This window comes from Vibrio sp. SALL6 (assembly GCF_002002385.1).
Taxonomy (GTDB): Bacteria; Pseudomonadota; Gammaproteobacteria; order Enterobacterales; family Vibrionaceae; genus Vibrio; species Vibrio parahaemolyticus.
Genome location: NZ_MQVK01000006.1, coordinates 60,427 through 75,935, shown reverse-complemented (window position 1 = coordinate 75,935; position 15,509 = coordinate 60,427). Strand labels below are relative to the sequence as shown.

At 46.6% G+C, this 15,509-nt stretch carries 17 protein-coding genes; 9 read left to right on the top strand and 8 right to left on the bottom strand.

Features of this window, described 5'->3' with window-relative positions; genetic code table 11:
• Nucleotides 1-38: 38 nt before the first annotated feature.
• Nucleotides 39-926: a LysR family transcriptional regulator gene (locus tag BIW15_RS02235; protein WP_005464957.1), complete on the top strand. Its 888-nt coding sequence runs from the start codon at nucleotides 39-41 to the stop codon at nucleotides 924-926.
• Nucleotides 927-1,021: 95 nt separating this feature from the next.
• Nucleotides 1,022-1,825, top strand: a complete 804-nt coding sequence (locus BIW15_RS02230; protein ID WP_017447059.1) for a Cof-type HAD-IIB family hydrolase — start codon at nucleotides 1,022-1,024, stop codon at nucleotides 1,823-1,825.
• 108 nt (nucleotides 1,826-1,933) lie between these two features.
• Here BIW15_RS02230 and BIW15_RS02225 read toward each other — a convergent pair whose 3' ends face one another.
• From BIW15_RS02225 to BIW15_RS02205, 5 genes are all read right to left on the bottom strand, one after another.
• Nucleotides 1,934-2,323, bottom strand: a complete 390-nt coding sequence (locus BIW15_RS02225) for a hypothetical protein (protein ID WP_005464976.1) — start codon at nucleotides 2,321-2,323, stop codon at nucleotides 1,934-1,936.
• A 24-nt stretch (nucleotides 2,324-2,347) separates the two neighbouring features.
• Nucleotides 2,348-3,439, bottom strand: coding sequence for a diguanylate cyclase (locus BIW15_RS02220; RefSeq protein ID WP_005464959.1), 1,092 nt, complete (start codon nucleotides 3,437-3,439; stop codon nucleotides 2,348-2,350).
• Nucleotides 3,439-3,900 (bottom strand): oxidoreductase, encoded by a 462-nt coding sequence (locus tag BIW15_RS02215; RefSeq protein WP_029799660.1) that lies wholly within the window; start codon nucleotides 3,898-3,900, stop codon nucleotides 3,439-3,441. Before BIW15_RS02215 ends, BIW15_RS02220 begins: the two co-directional genes overlap by 1 nt.
• A 445-nt stretch (nucleotides 3,901-4,345) precedes the next feature.
• Entirely contained in the window at nucleotides 4,346-5,185 is an 840-nt protein-coding gene (gene fghA / locus BIW15_RS02210) for an S-formylglutathione hydrolase (protein ID WP_077280490.1), read from the bottom strand.
• A 61-nt stretch (nucleotides 5,186-5,246) separates the two neighbouring features.
• On the bottom strand, nucleotides 5,247-6,395 hold the full coding sequence (locus BIW15_RS02205) for an S-(hydroxymethyl)glutathione dehydrogenase/class III alcohol dehydrogenase (protein ID WP_077280489.1): 1,149 nt from the start codon (nucleotides 6,393-6,395) through the stop codon (nucleotides 5,247-5,249).
• Nucleotides 6,396-6,688: 293 nt separating this feature from the next.
• On the opposite strand from BIW15_RS02205, the gene BIW15_RS02200 reads away from it, so the two are divergent.
• Both BIW15_RS02200 and BIW15_RS02195 read left to right on the top strand, forming a co-directional pair.
• Entirely contained in the window at nucleotides 6,689-7,495 is an 807-nt protein-coding gene (locus tag BIW15_RS02200) for an arylamine N-acetyltransferase (protein WP_077280488.1), read from the top strand.
• 80 nt (nucleotides 7,496-7,575) lie between these two features.
• The gene (locus BIW15_RS02195) at nucleotides 7,576-8,445 is read left to right on the top strand and encodes a LysR family transcriptional regulator (RefSeq protein WP_005464972.1); all 870 of its coding nucleotides are present in this window, start codon (nucleotides 7,576-7,578) and stop codon (nucleotides 8,443-8,445) included.
• Here the strand turns inward: BIW15_RS02195 and BIW15_RS02190 are convergent, their stop codons facing one another.
• The 3 genes from BIW15_RS02190 to kdgR all read right to left on the bottom strand — a co-directional run bounded on the left by BIW15_RS02190 (nucleotide 8,446) and on the right by kdgR (nucleotide 11,893).
• Entirely contained in the window at nucleotides 8,446-9,156 is a 711-nt protein-coding gene (locus BIW15_RS02190) for an exonuclease domain-containing protein (protein WP_064484379.1), read from the bottom strand.
• Between the two features lie 2 nt (nucleotides 9,157-9,158).
• Nucleotides 9,159-11,027, bottom strand: coding sequence for a DUF294 nucleotidyltransferase-like domain-containing protein (locus BIW15_RS02185; RefSeq protein WP_077280487.1), 1,869 nt, complete (start codon nucleotides 11,025-11,027; stop codon nucleotides 9,159-9,161).
• 83 nt (nucleotides 11,028-11,110) lie between these two features.
• The gene (gene kdgR, locus BIW15_RS02180; RefSeq protein ID WP_005460804.1) at nucleotides 11,111-11,893 is read right to left on the bottom strand and encodes a DNA-binding transcriptional regulator KdgR; all 783 of its coding nucleotides are present in this window, start codon (nucleotides 11,891-11,893) and stop codon (nucleotides 11,111-11,113) included.
• 255 nt (nucleotides 11,894-12,148) lie between these two features.
• On the opposite strand from kdgR, the gene kduD reads away from it, so the two are divergent.
• The 5 genes from kduD (at nucleotide 12,149) to BIW15_RS02155 (ending at nucleotide 15,446) form a co-directional block, all read left to right on the top strand.
• Nucleotides 12,149-12,910, top strand: a complete 762-nt coding sequence (gene kduD, locus BIW15_RS02175) for a 2-dehydro-3-deoxy-D-gluconate 5-dehydrogenase KduD (protein ID WP_005482916.1) — start codon at nucleotides 12,149-12,151, stop codon at nucleotides 12,908-12,910.
• An 18-nt stretch (nucleotides 12,911-12,928) separates the two neighbouring features.
• Nucleotides 12,929-13,453 carry a YgjV family protein gene (locus BIW15_RS02170; RefSeq protein WP_025501296.1) on the top strand — a complete coding sequence of 175 codons (525 nt, stop codon included), beginning with the start codon at nucleotides 12,929-12,931 and terminating at the stop codon, nucleotides 13,451-13,453.
• A gap of 7 nt (nucleotides 13,454-13,460) precedes the next feature.
• On the top strand, nucleotides 13,461-13,781 hold the full coding sequence (locus BIW15_RS02165; protein ID WP_005467181.1) for a cupin domain-containing protein: 321 nt from the start codon (nucleotides 13,461-13,463) through the stop codon (nucleotides 13,779-13,781).
• Nucleotides 13,782-13,821: 40 nt separating this feature from the next.
• A complete protein-coding gene (locus tag BIW15_RS02160) occupies nucleotides 13,822-14,457 on the top strand; it encodes an RpiB/LacA/LacB family sugar-phosphate isomerase (protein WP_005460779.1) in 636 nt (211 codons plus the stop codon).
• A gap of 77 nt (nucleotides 14,458-14,534) precedes the next feature.
• Nucleotides 14,535-15,446, top strand: a complete 912-nt coding sequence (locus BIW15_RS02155) for an alpha/beta hydrolase (RefSeq protein ID WP_077280486.1) — start codon at nucleotides 14,535-14,537, stop codon at nucleotides 15,444-15,446.
• Nucleotides 15,447-15,509 lie beyond the last annotated feature (63 nt).

Below are 15,509 nucleotides of genomic sequence, written 5' to 3'. Positions count from 1 at the left end.
AATAATGTGCATCACTATTTCTTATTTCGAGCAAATGTATGGACAGAGTAACGGCAGCAAAAGTATTTGTGGATGTGGTGTATTCTGGCAGTTTTACCGCGACCGCAGAGCGGTTAGACATGTCTCGGCCAATGGTGACTCGTTATGTAGAGGCGATGGAGAACTGGCTGCAAACTCGTTTGTTGCACCGCACCACGCGCAAGGTGTCACTCACCACCGCAGGGGAGCGCAGCTTGCCTCAGATTGAGCGCTGGTTAAAACAGGCCGATACGTTGACGTCGAACATTGCCGTTGATGGTGAGCTGTCCGGAAAAATCCGTCTCGCGTCTAGCACTTCATTTGGATTCTCACAGTTGATCCCAGCAGTAAACAGTTTTATGCAAAAGCACCCCAAAGTGCATATCGACATAGATCTGCAAGATTCAGTGAGTGATCTAACCGAGCAACGCATCGATCTGGCAATCCGAATTGCGTCAGATCCCGATCCTTCTTTGATTGGTAAGCCGATTGCGGTGTGTGAATCGGTGTTGGTGGCATCGCCACAATACTTGCAAACTCACCACGCGATCGCGCATCCGCGAGATTTATCTTCACACGACTGTTTGGGTTACAAAAACTTTGAGCGTCATGTGTGGCATTTGTCTCAGGGCGATCAGTTCGAATCGGTGGGAATTGAGTGTCGCCTAACCAGCAATGAGGCCACGGCGTTATTGCATGGCGCTTTACAAGGCATGGGTATTTCGATGCTGCCAACCTATTTGAGTAATATCTATCTGCAATCGGGTCAGCTTGAGTCGGTGTTGCCGGATTGGAAGCCAAATGATCTCAACATTTACGCGCTGTATTCATCGCGTAAACACTTGTCTCCTGCGGTGAGAGCCTTCATCGATCACAGTGAAGATTACTTTAAACTGCACCCTTGGTAATCGCGAAAGGCGTCGTTATCCCGACTTGAGATTCATACAAGATCCTGTACCTTACATGGATATATTTTTCGCAGCGTCATTTAGAGTTTTAGTTAATGTCACAAGTTCGCATCAAATTTATTGCTTCCGATATGGATGGCACTTTGCTTGACCAATACGGTCGTTTGGATCCAGAGTTTTTCGACCTGTTTTTGCAACTGGAAGAGCAAGGCATTTTGTTCTCCGCTGCGTCTGGTCGTCAGTATTACAGTCTGCGAGACACGTTCGCGCCAATCAAAGATCGAGTGTTGTATGTGGCCGAAAACGGCACCTTGGTGATGTACCAAGACAAAGAGCTCTACAGTTGTACCATTCCTAAAGCGGAAGTGGCGGAGATTGTGCAAGCGGCTCGTGAAATTGACGGAGCGAACATCGTATTGTGTGGCAAGCGCTCTGCGTACATCGAAACGCATGATCAGCAATCACTGGAAGAGTTTCAAAAGTACTACCACCGCTGTGAAACGGTGGCGGATTTGCTTGAGGTCGAAGACGAGTTCATCAAGGTAGCGATTTGTCACTTTGACGGTTCGGAAGAGCTCCTGTTCCCGACTATGAACGCGAAGTTTGGCGCAACGCATAAAGTTGTAGTGAGCGCAAAAATTTGGCTGGATGTGATGAATGCCGAGGCGTCTAAAGGCGCGGCCATTAAGCATCTTCAAGAGACGATGAATTTTACTCCGGCAGAAACCATGACGTTTGGTGATTACCTCAACGACCTCGAAATGCTGCAAGTCAGTGAGCATTCGTACGCGGTTGCCAACGCGCACGAAGAGATTAAGAAAATCGCTCGTTATTCTGCGCCAAGCAACCAAGAGGCTGGGGTACTCAAAGTGATTAAAGAGAAAGTGTTAGCGAAGTAACGCCCTCCTTTCGATGTTACTTTCTTCTTAACGTAAAAAGCCCCGCAGTACATGCGGGGCTTTGTTTTTTTTGTGTGTGATGGGAGGGGGTAGTAATGTTTCCGTTTTTTAGCGCACGTAGTTGGCAGTTGCGCTGACCAAAAAGTGCTGCAACTTTCCATCCGATTTTGGTACCCACAAGTCGTTGTGGTATTGGTAGATACGGCCATTGACGGTCACAGACAAGGTGTTATCACCCGTTTGTTCCATGCGAATAAACTGATCCGAAGTGACCAAAAACGGCTCTTGTTCTTCAATGCTCTGACCCGTTGCCAATACGAAGTAGCCGAATCGGTTACCAGCATCCGGATCGGTTGAGTAGATTCGATGTCCAACGAGGCTGTAGTCGTCGTTGAGTGCCTGCTCAAGCGTTTTTTGCCCGATGGTTTCGTGCGATGGGATAAATACCCAAGCCAACACACCTGCCGCAATGACTGCCAGTAGAAGCAGTACTTGCATGAACTTTCTCATCATAAATACCGTTTAACGTTGAAATTTCATTTTGTACATGCGCTTATCCGCTATGCTGATAAGAAAGTCAACATTATCGCTGTCACTTGGGTAGTGCGCGACGCCAATACTGGTCGACAGTGACGATACGTTGTTCGCGTTTAGAACCGGAGTATCAAACACGGAATGGATGTGTTTTTTCGCCTCCTCTGCATCGACGTCTGAGGACTCAATTACGACAGCAAACTCGTCTCCACCCATCCGATAGGTACTGAAGCTATCAATATTCATGTCTTTCAATCGCTTGGCAATTTCGCACAACACCGTATCACCAGCTTGGTGGCCGTACGTGTCATTCACGTTTTTGAACCCGTTTAGATCCAACAGGCACAAAGAAAAAGCCGTTCGGTTGCGGGTGTTATTTCTCAACGTGACAAACAGAGCATTTCGGTTGCCAAGGCCAGTAAGGGGGTCACTCAACGCCAGCTTACGATGGAAGTGCGATTCTCTGTAGAAGAAGTAAGTCAGCGACAAAATCGACAAGACGAAAGTGGCAAACAGCATGTATTGCGCTTTCATCAATCGTTGGCTTTCATCTTTTTGTGTCTCGTACACTTGGCTGGTTAAGCGAAAGTTCTGGTTCACAAACTCCACCAAGTTTAAATACAGCGTTTGAGTGGCGCGATAAAACTGAGCTGCCGCTTGGCTGTCGCCGGTTTTGGCTTCCACCAACAGTGGTTCTAACTCTTTAAACTCATTAAACAGTTGCAAAAAATATTGTTGAATGTGATTGCGAGAAAAAAAGGTGTAGACGTCTTTACTATTTATTAATAAATCAAAACGGCTCCAAGCAAGCTCATACTGAAGTTCTGCACCTTCTATTTTTAAAACATTTTCGTCCAGTCGACGTGCTTCACTGACGAGCTCAGAAAGTTCTTTCGATAACTGGAATAAAAACCATGTCGCTTGTTTTTGCTCATCAGTAAAACTTTGCGCTAAGACCCGAGTTTGTTGGAGCAATATGACATTTGCGAGCAATAAAGAAGTGGCAAAAACCAAAAGGAGCATTTTGCTGGTCGTCGAATAATTTTTTTGTTTAATTGGGTAAGCTTCTGATAACTTCATTATTTTTGTTTTATTTTCATCTCATTAACTTGCCATACCATTTGGGCATGATATTCATTGTGATCCAATTCAGGAAATTGACTAAGAGGGTATATCACCCAGTAAGGGCCTTTATTTCTCACTTTGATGTAATGATGATCTTGCTGGTACGCCAAAATTGGCTGATAACGAACAATATCTTTGCGAGATAAGGTGGAGTGATAGTTGTTTAAACTGCCGATATCGACTTGCTCTGGGATGCTTCCATAAACATGAGTCAGCAGCGTGCTGAGCTTTACACCAAGAAACTCTGAAGATTGTTGAATCCAAGGTAAATCAGTGGTGTAGCTGGTGGTTGGGAGAGATTGAAGCTCTTCCAGTTTAAGTGTGACGCTAGGTTGCTGAGGACTACTAAAAGTAATGGAATTGGCAGAAAGGAATGGTGCGAACAGCAGCAAACTGAGTGATACAATTTTTTTCATCATACGCCCTTTTGTTTTTTATTCTTTTTACCGAGCTAGAACAAAAAGTTGCTAGCGGTAAATTATTTATGATTTTAATGACAAAGCCAACCGTATGAGATTTTATAATATGTTATGTTTGAAAAGTAACTGTAGGTTTACTTCACGTCAAGGTTCTTTAGTGACTTCTTAATTAAAAGGTCATTAAAAAGAAATTATTATCGAGTTATATGACGATTTAACGTCATTTAGCCGAATTTCAATGAAAATCCATACCATTCTCACTTAATGAACTCTCGCTCAGAACTAAGATTGAATTTAAGATTTAAATAATGAGCTCAACATGTTTGGTGTACGTTGGATTTTATTGGAATAATTGCACTTATTTATTAAATACGTCATACAATAAAGCCACCTAATTTGGTGGCTTTATTTTTATATATCATCAAGTTATTTTCATTGTTATTTACGCAAATAAATATTTTGCGTGAAAGTTTAAATGATTGTCTATAAAGCTCGATATAAAGTAATAACTGTGGTCGTAGCCAGATTGCATTCTCAGATTCAATTCTGAACCGTGTTGTTTTGCTGCGGCTAATAAGACTTCCGGTTTGAGTTGCTCACTCAAGAAACCGTCCGCATCGCCTTGATCAACCAAAATTGGTAAGGGTGATTTTTCTTTCTTCAAAAGCTCACTTGCATCGTATTGCTTCCAACTTTCGATATCACTGCCCAAGTATGCGGTGAATGCTTTTTGTCCCCACGGACACTGCATTGGGTTGCTGATTGGGCTAAATGCTGAAATCGAGCGGTATAGTGTCGGATTCTTAAGGCCAATGGTGAGCGCACCGTGTCCGCCCATGCTGTGGCCAGAGATTGATTTCACATCCGATACTGGGAAGTTGGCTTCGATGATGGCTGGCAGCTCTTGCGTGACGTAGTCGTACATATGGTAATGCAGTGACCACGGTGCTTGAGTGGCGTTGAGGTAAAAGCCTGCGCCTTGGCCTAAGTCGTAACTTGCATCATCGGCAACGCCTTCACCACGCGGGCTGGTGTCCGGAGCAATGATGGCAATCCCAAGTTCTGCCGCCATACGAAATGCGCCAGCTTTCTGCATAAAGTTTTCATCGGTGCAGGTTAAGCCCGACAACCAGTACAAAGCGGGTACTGGGTTGGATTTGGTTGCATTCGGCGGCAAGAAAATCGCAAAACGCATGGTGCAGTTCAACGCTTTAGAATCGTGCGTATATTGTTTGTGCCAACCGCCAAACACTTTGGTTTGGCTTACATTTTCAATGGTCATGGATAAACTCTCTAACAACAGAATGAATTCAGGCTCCCCCTACGGAGAGCCTGAGTTAGCATTACTTATCCATATGGATAACGGTACGGATGCTCTTACCTTCGTGCATCAGATCAAACGCTTTGTTTACGTCTTCCAAGCCCATCGTGTGAGTAATGAACTCTTGTAAGCCAAACTCACCCGCCATGTAGCGGTTTACGATTTCTGGAAGCTCAGAGCGACCTTTCACGCCACCGAACGCACTGCCGCGCCATACACGACCCGTAACCAGCTGGAATGGACGAGTTGAGATCTCTTGACCCGCACCCGCAACACCGATGATCACCGACTCACCCCAACCTTTGTGACAGCACTCAAGCGCTTGACGCATTACGTTGACGTTACCGATACATTCGAATGAGTAATCCACACCACCATCCGTCATTTCAACAATCACTTCTTGAATTGGTTTGTCGAATTTTTGTGGGTTGATGACGTCTGTAGCACCAAGTTGTTTAGCTAGGTCGAATTTGCTTTCGTTGATGTCGATACCGATGATGCGGCTTGCACCTGCCATGCGCGCACCGATGATCGCTGAAAGACCGATGCCGCCCAGACCAAAGATCGCAACCGTGTCGCCTTTTTCAACTTTTGCAGTGTTCAGAACCGCGCCCATACCAGTCGTTACGCCACAACCTAGTAGACACACTTCTTCAAGAGGCGCTTGCTTGTTCACTTTGGCTAATGAAATTTCAGGCAGCACTGTGTACTCAGAGAAAGTAGAACAACCCATGTAGTGGAAGATGGGTTCACCGTTGATAGAAAAACGGCTTGTACCATCTGGCATCAGACCTTTACCTTGTGTTTCACGAACGGCCTGACAAAGGTTGGTTTTGCCCGATTTACAGAACTTACACTCGCCACATTCAGCGGTGTAAAGAGGAATCACGTGGTCGCCAACCTCAACGCTGGTAACACCTTCGCCAACCATTTCAACAATACCGCCGCCTTCGTGACCAAGAATCGAAGGGAAGATGCCTTCTGGATCGTCGCCTGACAGAGTGAACGCATCAGTATGACAAACACCTGTCGCGACGATGCGCACTAGCACTTCACCCGCTTTAGGAAGCTGTACATCCACTTCTTCCATTTTCAGTGGCTCGCCAGCCGCCCACGCAACCATTGCCTTGGATTTTATGTGAGTTTGACCAGGTTTGATTTCAAGAGTCATTGGATTTTCCTTTATATTCTCAGTATATGGAGTGACGTAATAAGCGTAGTTAAGGTTTGCTTCCTGCGCTGCGTCGTTTTGTTGGTGTCCATTCTAGGTGTTTCAATAAAAATGATAATCCGTCCATTTTGAAAATGATTTTTACATATACGTAATAATGTTAAAGTGAGTGGACAACAAGAGTGTGATGCCTCCTCAAAACAGAAGGGAAAACGGAAAAGGCGATTGACCTGAGGTTAGGTAGAGGGACTAGAGTAGAAAACAATCAACCCATCAGATAAGTAAGAGTGATTATGAATAAGACGGATCTGAACGCCTATTTAACCAAGCTCGGTTTGCCGAGTGAGTTACCCGCCGATTTGGAGTCATTGCACAAGATTCACGTAGCGCAGCACCGTTGCCTGCCGTTTGAGAACTTTGATATTTCGTTGCAGCGTGGCATCTCTGTTGAGATTGAAGACATCATTCAAAAAACCGTGTATCACTCCCGTGGTGGCTACTGCTTTGAACTGAATGGCTTAATGCTCGATGTGCTTAAGACCCTCGGGTTTGAAGCGCGCAGCTTACTTGGGCGTGTTCACGTGATGGGGACGCCGACAGGTCGCAGCCATCAAATCACGTTGGTGACGCTGGATGAACAAGCATGGATTGTCGATGTAGGCTTTGGCTCCAATACGCCGCGCGCGCCATTGCCGTTTATCCTCAACCAAGTGATTCAGACGGATTTACAAACCTTCCGCTTTGTTGAAGATGCCCAGTTTGGTTACTTCCTTCAAGTGTTGTCAACGGACGGAACGGACACATGGAACAACCTTTATAGCTTCGATTTAGAGTTTGTGTTTGCAGGTGACATCGCGTGTGGCAACTTTTTTACCTCCACTTCTCCCAACTCGCGTTTTACCAGCGCAAGAGTCGCGGCGAAAGCAACAGAAAGTGGGTTGGTGACATTGCTTAACTACACACTCAAATACACCAGCCAAGGTGAGCACACAGAATTAGAGTTAGAGCCGGGCCAAGCCTATCTGGATGCATTGAAAGAATACTTCGGCATTGAGCTTGATGCGCAGTACGGCGAGCTTCGTCCGTTGCCTGACGCGTAAAATTCTGACGTTTTCAAAGCGTAGCGCGACGAGAACATTTTCATCACTATTTGTCTAAAAGAGGTCGACAGGAATACAGCATGGCGAATTGGGAAGGGGTCAGCGAATTTGTTGCTGTGGCGGAAACCAACAGTTTTACCGGAGCAGCAGCTAAGCTGAAAACATCGGTGGCACAAATCAGTCGTCGGGTATCGGCACTTGAAGAACGACTTGCGGTGAAATTGCTGCATCGCACGACGCGAAAAGTCTCCCTGTCTGAAGCTGGACAACTCTATTACCAGCAGTGTAAACATTTGGTGGAAGGGTTAGAACTGGCCGAGCTTGCCGTAACGCAAATGCAGACCGAACCGCGCGGTTTGCTGCGCGTGACGGCTCCTGTGACGTATGGGGAAATGAATCTCGCGCCGCTTTTGCATCAGTTTTTGGAAAAGTACCCGCGTGTGGATCTTGATTTAGTGCTGACCAACCAAAAGCTGGATTTGATTGAGCAAGGTGTGGACGTGGCGATTCGTCTTGGCCGCTTGCAAGATTCCAGCATGATCGCCAAGCGTCTTTCCTCACGTCAAACCTACGTGTGTGCCAGTCCGATGTATTTGGAGCGTTTTGGTGAGCCACATACGTTGTCGGAATTGGGACGGCATCAATGCTTGGTTGGCTCGGTCGACTACTGGCACTTTAAGGAAAATAAACGCGATAAATCTTTACGCGTGTCGGGACGGATTAAATGCAACAGCGGTTTTGCTTTGGTGGACGCAGCGAAACGCGGGCTTGGTTTAGTGCAGCTGCCGGATTACTACGTTCAAGAAGCATTAGATAGTGGTGAGTTAGTCGAGGTGCTGACCGATTACCGCGACGATCGCGAAGGCATTTGGGCGCTGTATCCGCAAAGTCGCAATTTGTCGCCAAAAGTGAGGTTATTGATCGACTTTTTGGCGCAAGAGTTGGCGTGATCAGCGCATCAACTGACGCAACGTGACATCCGGAAGCGCGGTCAGTTTTTTACTTTGCACCAAGAACAATTCCGCGCACGCCAAGGCATCACTGGCGGCAGAGTGCGATAAGTACCCCGGCAGGTGATAATAGCGGCGCAAATCGTCCAACTGATAACTGCTGTGCGCGCCGCTTTTCCCTGCATAGCTAAACTGCTTTTCGATTTGCAGAGTGTCGATAAAATACGCGGGGAAATCCTCTACTTGGTAGCGAGAGGAAAAATAAGCGTGAATGAAGGCTTTTTCAATGCAGCATCCGTGGGCGAGCACCACTTTTCCTGTGATGCGTTCCAACAACCGATTCATACCTTCATCCAATGGCAGTCCTTTGGCGAGATCTTGCGGAGTTAAGCCATTAATTTGCGCTGTTTCTGGTTTGATGAATTGTCCATGACAAATGTACCACTCTTTGGAGCTGGCGATATCAATGCCGTCCAGCGTTAGGTCAACCACGCCAATCGATAAGATTTTATCACCTTGCGCGTCCACGCCTGTGGTTTCAAAGTCCAACGCAACAAAACTCAAATCCTTCAAGGTCGTTGAGTCATCCACCAAAGGCTGTTGAAGATAGTCTTTCAGCACGATTGGCCAATCGTCGACAACGTGAATGGCTTGGCGTTTTTGCTCAGGAGAGAGCGGCGTTTCCCACCGCTTAAACCAACGTTTAATCATGGTTACGCCCCTTTCACAAACTTCAGTTTCGCGACATCTTGCAGCTCACTGATGATCTTAAATGCATCTTTTAAGTGCTTGCGTTCAAAGCTACTGAAATCATCGGGTGCGATGTGGTTGTCAGGTGTGGTGCCTGCCAGAATCGCATTGAGTTGATGACGGAAACGTACCTGAGTAATAAAGCGATAAGCGCCAATGATGTTTTCGACACTGTCTTTCGACAATGTGCCGTGCTGGGCTGCGTAGCGAAAACGCTCTTCTGTGCCAGTTAACGAGCCGCCAGCGGCAAGACTGAAAATACGCGCCAGATCGATGATCAGATTCAAGGCGTACTTTTTGATGTTTAATGTGTTGCTGTTTTCCCCACCTTTTTCCAACACCAAATTGTTGAAAATGCCAAGTGGCGGCTGAGTGTCAATCGCATCGCGCACCAAAGCCGGAATAAAGCTCGGGCTCTTTTGAATGCAGTCATGCAAGTGTTGTTGGATTTGGTCGACAAACTCGCGGTTGCCGTGAATGGCTCGTACTTCAAGGAATACGCTAATGCTCAATAGTTTGTTGTATTCTGGGCTGGCCACCCATTTCTGATAGTACTCTTTCCAACGACGAATTGGCTGACACCACTTTGGTGACGCCGCCATGTACTTGCCGTCACAAAGCGGATAGCCGCACGTCGCTAAACCATTACACACCCGCATAGCAAGGTGAGTGAAGTACAGTTTATGTTCTTCGGTGGCGTCATCGGAAAGCACAATCGCACTGTCTTGGTCTGACAGCATGTGCACTTCGTTACGGGCGTGAGAGCCTGCAACCAACCACGCGTAATCACACGGCGGTGGGCCCAACAGTTCTTCATTGAGCTGGATGATGCGGCGCGTGAAAGCGTCCATGATCATTGACATCACTCGACCCTGAATTTCCGCACTCACACCGCTTTCCACCAACGCTTGGAAAATGGTTTGACGTTCTTCTTTCAACGCCGCCAGCGCGTTGAGTGAACTCGCGTATTTGATTTTCTCAATTAAGAACAAAGACTGCGTGCGGTGGTTATGCACTAAATGTGTTGTCGTTAGAAGTCCTTTCACTTGCTTGCCATGTACCACGGGCAAACAGCGAATGTTGTATTGCAGCATCAAGGAAATGGCTTGAATCACTTTAGCATCGTCTTCGATCAACACGGGGTTTGGTGTCATCACATCGGCAATGGGTTGATTGGTATCCATGTCTTGTGCGACGACCGATTTCGTCATATCTCGGTCGGTGACTAAGCCAATAATCTCGCCTTCTTTCATCACAACGGCACAGGAGCTGCGTTGTTTGCCGCACATGGTTTGCGCCACACTGCGGATAGAGTCGTTCACATCGACAATCGCAATGTTTTCGCTGGCGATCTCGCCAACGGTACGAAAGAACAGCCCTTTTTCTTCTTTTCGACAAACGTACTTCACCGCAGAACTCAAGCGCACATTGGCTTGGGCGGCAAAATAGTCGGCAAATTCTGGGTGTTCTTCGCTGACCAGTTTTAGCTCAGAATGGGGGATCAAATAGAGCAATGAATCTTCAATCGCTTCCGCTTGGTAACCATCTTCGGCATTTTCGAGTGGGTCGAGGAAAGTAAAACCAAATTGGTCATCTTGCCCAAGGCGCGCACGCAGTTCGCCATTAGGCGTGCGCTGTTCAATGGCGCCGGTTCGGATGATGTAGAGGTAACGTTGATCGCACAAGGCGCTAAAACCGATGGTTTCACCCCTCACGAGGTACTTGACCTTGACGGAGTTCGCGATGCTTTCAACCACAGGTTCTGGCAGTTTATCAAAGGGGTCAATTTTGATTAAAAAGTCGAAGATGTTTGGAGTGACGGATGTGCCCATGGTTTACCTTTAAAATGAACCGGTGTTTCAACATTGTTCTAAGTGGCAAAAAAAGCAGCCTCGCGGCTGCCTCTTGTTTCTGATTATGCCGGGTAATCGTGGTAACCCAATTGCTCAGAAATGTTTTTACCTGCTTGATGCAGTAAGCCGACGTAATATTCCATTCTCTCTTCATCGAAACGGATGGTTGGGAATGAGATAGACAAGCCAGCAATGATTTGACCAAAGCGGTCATAAATCGGCGCAGCGATACAACGAAGACCTGGTTCTTGCTCTTCGTTATCTTCTGCATAGTGGAAATCGCGCACTTTCGCCAATTCTTCTAGCACTTGATCAGTATTTTCCAATGTTTTTTCTGTGTGCTTAATGAACTCGACATCGCTCAATACGTCACGAACGAAGCTTTCATCGCGCTCAGAAAGCAGCACTTTACCAATCGCAGTACTGTAGAGCGGATTGCGACGACCGATGCGCGATTGCATGCGTAGGTTGTAGCCAGAGTCGATTTTGTGGATGTAAATGATGGCATTTTCATCCAGCGCACCAAGGTGCAAGGCTTCGTTGGTTTGTTCTGAAATGTGGCGCATTTCTTTGTCGGCCAGTTCGATCAGATCGACGTACTCAAGCGATTTTGCGCCCAACTCGAACAACTTAAGTGTTAGAGAGTACTTATCCGCTTCGCCTTCTTGAGACACGTAACCGAGCGATTTCATGGTTTGCAGAAAACGGTAAGTAGTCGCTTTCGACATCATTAGACGTTGTGAAAGCTCTGAAACGCCGATGGCTTTCTGTTCACCAAGTGCTTGAAGAATATGAAAAACCTTAAGTACTGACGAAACTGCTTCAGGCTGAGTCGACTTTTCCATTGTTGCCCCTTTCATTCTTAGTTTTCTGCATTATATCGCTGAAAAATTTAAGAACCAGTATTTTTAAAATGCCTTTTCAAAAATTTGAAACCGCGCAATTAAAGAATCCAGAAAAACAAGATCACAATCAATATTTTTAAAACGCCTTTTCAAAAAAAATTGCAAACAGTTTCTTTTTGGGTCAGGATGAATGCATACAAAGTGACATGGCCAAGACGCCAAATCACGACATTACCTACTATTGAGGAAAACGACATGATTCTTGATTCATTTAACCTTGAGGGAAAAGTGGCCATTGTTACTGGTTGTGACACTGGTCTTGGTCAAGGTATGGCGCTTGGTCTAGCAAAAGCGGGCTGTGACATTGTTGGCGTAAACATCAGCGAACCAACAGAAACGATTGAGAAAGTAGAGGCTGAAGGCCGTAAGTTCGTCGATATCCGCGCTAACTTAATGAAACTAGACGACATCCCAACTATCGTTGACCGCGCAGTAACCGAACTTGGTCGCATTGATATCCTAGTGAACAACGCGGGCATCATTCGTCGTAACGACGCCATCGAGTTTTCTGAGCAAGATTGGGATGACGTAATGAACATCAACGTGAAGTCTGTGTTCTTTATGTCTCAAGCGGTTGCAAAACAGTTCATCGCGCAAGGTGAAGGCGGCAAGATCATCAACATCGCATCAATGCTTTCTTTCCAAGGCGGTATTCGCGTGCCTTCTTACACTGCGTCTAAGAGTGGCGTAATGGGTGTGACTCGCCTAATGGCGAACGAATGGGCAAGCCACGGCATCAACGTAAACGCGATTGCTCCGGGTTACATGGCAACCAACAACACAGCGGCATTGCGTGCCGATGAACAGCGCAACAAAGAAATCGTAGACCGTATTCCTGCTGCTCGCTGGGGTACGCCAGAAGATCTAGCTGGCCCTTGTGTATTCCTAGCATCTAAAGCTGCGGATTACATCAACGGCTACACCATCGCAGTAGATGGTGGCTGGCTAGCGCGCTAATCGAGTTGCGAGAAGGTGATGGTGGATACCTCGATATTAGCGCAAGCTTTAGGGTTTATTAGTTTTGGTTTGGGATTCTCCGTCTTCTACCAGAAGAATGACAGGCACCTAAAAATCTTGATGCTGATTTTTAACCTCAATCATCTTCTCCACTTTTTATTGCTGGGTTCGATGGTCTCTGCGCTGAGCGCATTGCTGTCGGCGCTCAGAACGACCACGGCGATTTTTGTCTCGTCGAAACGAGTTGCTGCTGTCTTTATTGTGATCAGTTTAGTCAGTGGCTTTTGGGTAGCAGAGCAATGGCGTGATTTATGGCCGATTATCGGGACGGTGATTGGTACATACTCGGTGTTCTGCTTGTCAGGGATCAGGATGCGCATTGGCTTTTTGCTCGGCGCGTCTTGCTGGCTAACCAATAATATTCTGGTGGGTTCCATTGGTGGAACGCTGTTAGAAATGACCGTGATCGTGATGAATTTATTGACGATTTATCGCTTACATCGTCAGCAATCAGAATCCATGATTAATCAATCAAGTTATTAGGTGAACCATGTTCGTATTTAACCAAGACATTCCGATGGAAGATCTCGGCGAAGGGATTTCACGCAAAGTACTGGCACATAGCGACAACATGATGTCGGTAGAAGTGCACTTTGAAGAAGGTGCAATTGGTGCGATGCACTCACACCCGCACGAGCAGCTGACTTACGTGCTTTCTGGTGAGTTTGAATTCACCATCGGTGATGAGAAAAAAATCGTCAAAACGGGCGATACTATGTACAAAGAGCCAAACATTGAGCATGGCTGTGTTTGTCTGAAAGCGGGTGTACTTATCGATACTTTCACCCCAATGCGCAAAGATTTTGTTTAAGAATTGAAATTTGAATGCGGAGTTTCCGCAGGAGTAACACATGAAAATTGCACTAATGATGGAAAACAGCCAAGCAGCGAAAAACGCAATGGTGGCTGGTGAGCTTAACTCAGTAGCAGGTGGCCTTGGTCACGATGTTTTCAATGTTGGTATGACGGATGAAAACGACCATCACCTAACTTACATTCACCTAGGTATCATGGCGAGCATTCTGCTGAACTCAAAAGCTGTGGACTTCGTGGTAACTGGTTGTGGTACTGGCCAAGGTGCATTGATGTCTTGCAACCTACACCCTGGCGTTGTTTGTGGTTACTGCCTAGAGCCATCAGACGCGTTCCTGTTCAACCAAATCAATAACGGCAACGCGATTTCTCTAGCATTTGCTAAAGGTTTTGGTTGGGCGGGTGAATTGAACGTTCGTTACATCTTCGAAAAAGCGTTCACAGGCAAGCGCGGCGAAGGTTACCCAATTGAGCGAGCAGCACCTCAGCAAGCGAATGCAGCTATCCTAAACAACGTGAAATCAGCGGTAGCAAAAGACGTGGTTGAAGGTCTACGTGCTATCGACCAAGAGCTAGTGAAAACTGCAGTAGGCAGCACGCAATTCCAAGAGTGTTTCTTTGCGCACTGCCAAGTACCTGAAATTGCAGAATATGTGAAGTCGCTACTAGACTAGGCACTCATTTTATCGGGAAATAGGTTAAGGCCAGCCATTGTGCTGGCTTTTTTTGTTTTTAAGCCGGAGAGAATGCCATGCACGTTGCGCCGATTACTTCACTACAGACTTGGTTTCCTGAGCATCTCGTTTTGCCTTTGTGGTCTGAGCCTCAAATCCCCTCCCATCTGGTGCAAAGTTATCAAGAAAGAAATCCGAACGAGTTGTTACCAGATCGCGCAGTGTTTGAGATCACGCATCCCGAAATTGTCGTGTTTGAACCAGAGCAATCCAACGGGATTGGTATTTTATTGATGCCCGGTGGTGGTTATCAGCGAGTCTCGGTGGATAAAGAAGGGGCGGACAGCGCACACGTGTTGAACCAAGCAGGTTTTACCGTGTTTGTGATGACCTATCGCATGCCAAACGAAGGGCACGAATTTGGATCTTGGACGCCACTGGCGGACGCGCAGCGAGCAATGCGTTTGGTGCGTCGGTTGCCTTTGGCGTCTCACTTATCATCGATTGGTGTTTTAGGTTTCTCGGCTGGCGGACACGTTGCAGCGAGCTTAGCGACGAATCACGCATTGGATATTTATCCTCTTCAAGATGAGGCGGAGCGTGTATCTGCCAAGCCCGATTTTTGCGCTTTGATGTACCCGGTGATCAGTATGAACATCGATATTGCGCACATGGGCTCGCGTGCCGAGTTACTGGCTAATTTGGAACGTGAATCTGACCTTCTCCGATTTTCGCTAGAAAAACAGGTGACGTCAGACATGCCGCCTTGTTTTCTTTTACATGCCAGTGACGATACTGCTGTGAGTGCGGAAAACAGCCTCGTGTTTTGGCAAGCACTTCGCCAGCACGAAATCTCGACCGAAATGCACTTGTTTGAGCAAGGTAAACACGGTTTTGGCATTCGCGATGCACAAGGTTTGCCTGTCGCGGCGTGGCCGCAATTGCTCTCTGCATGGCTACAAAATCTGGCCGAGAAAGCACGCAGATAGATCAAGCTCACGAAATAAATGAACCGTTGTTTTATTTTTATTGTTAACTGGTTTTGTAATTGC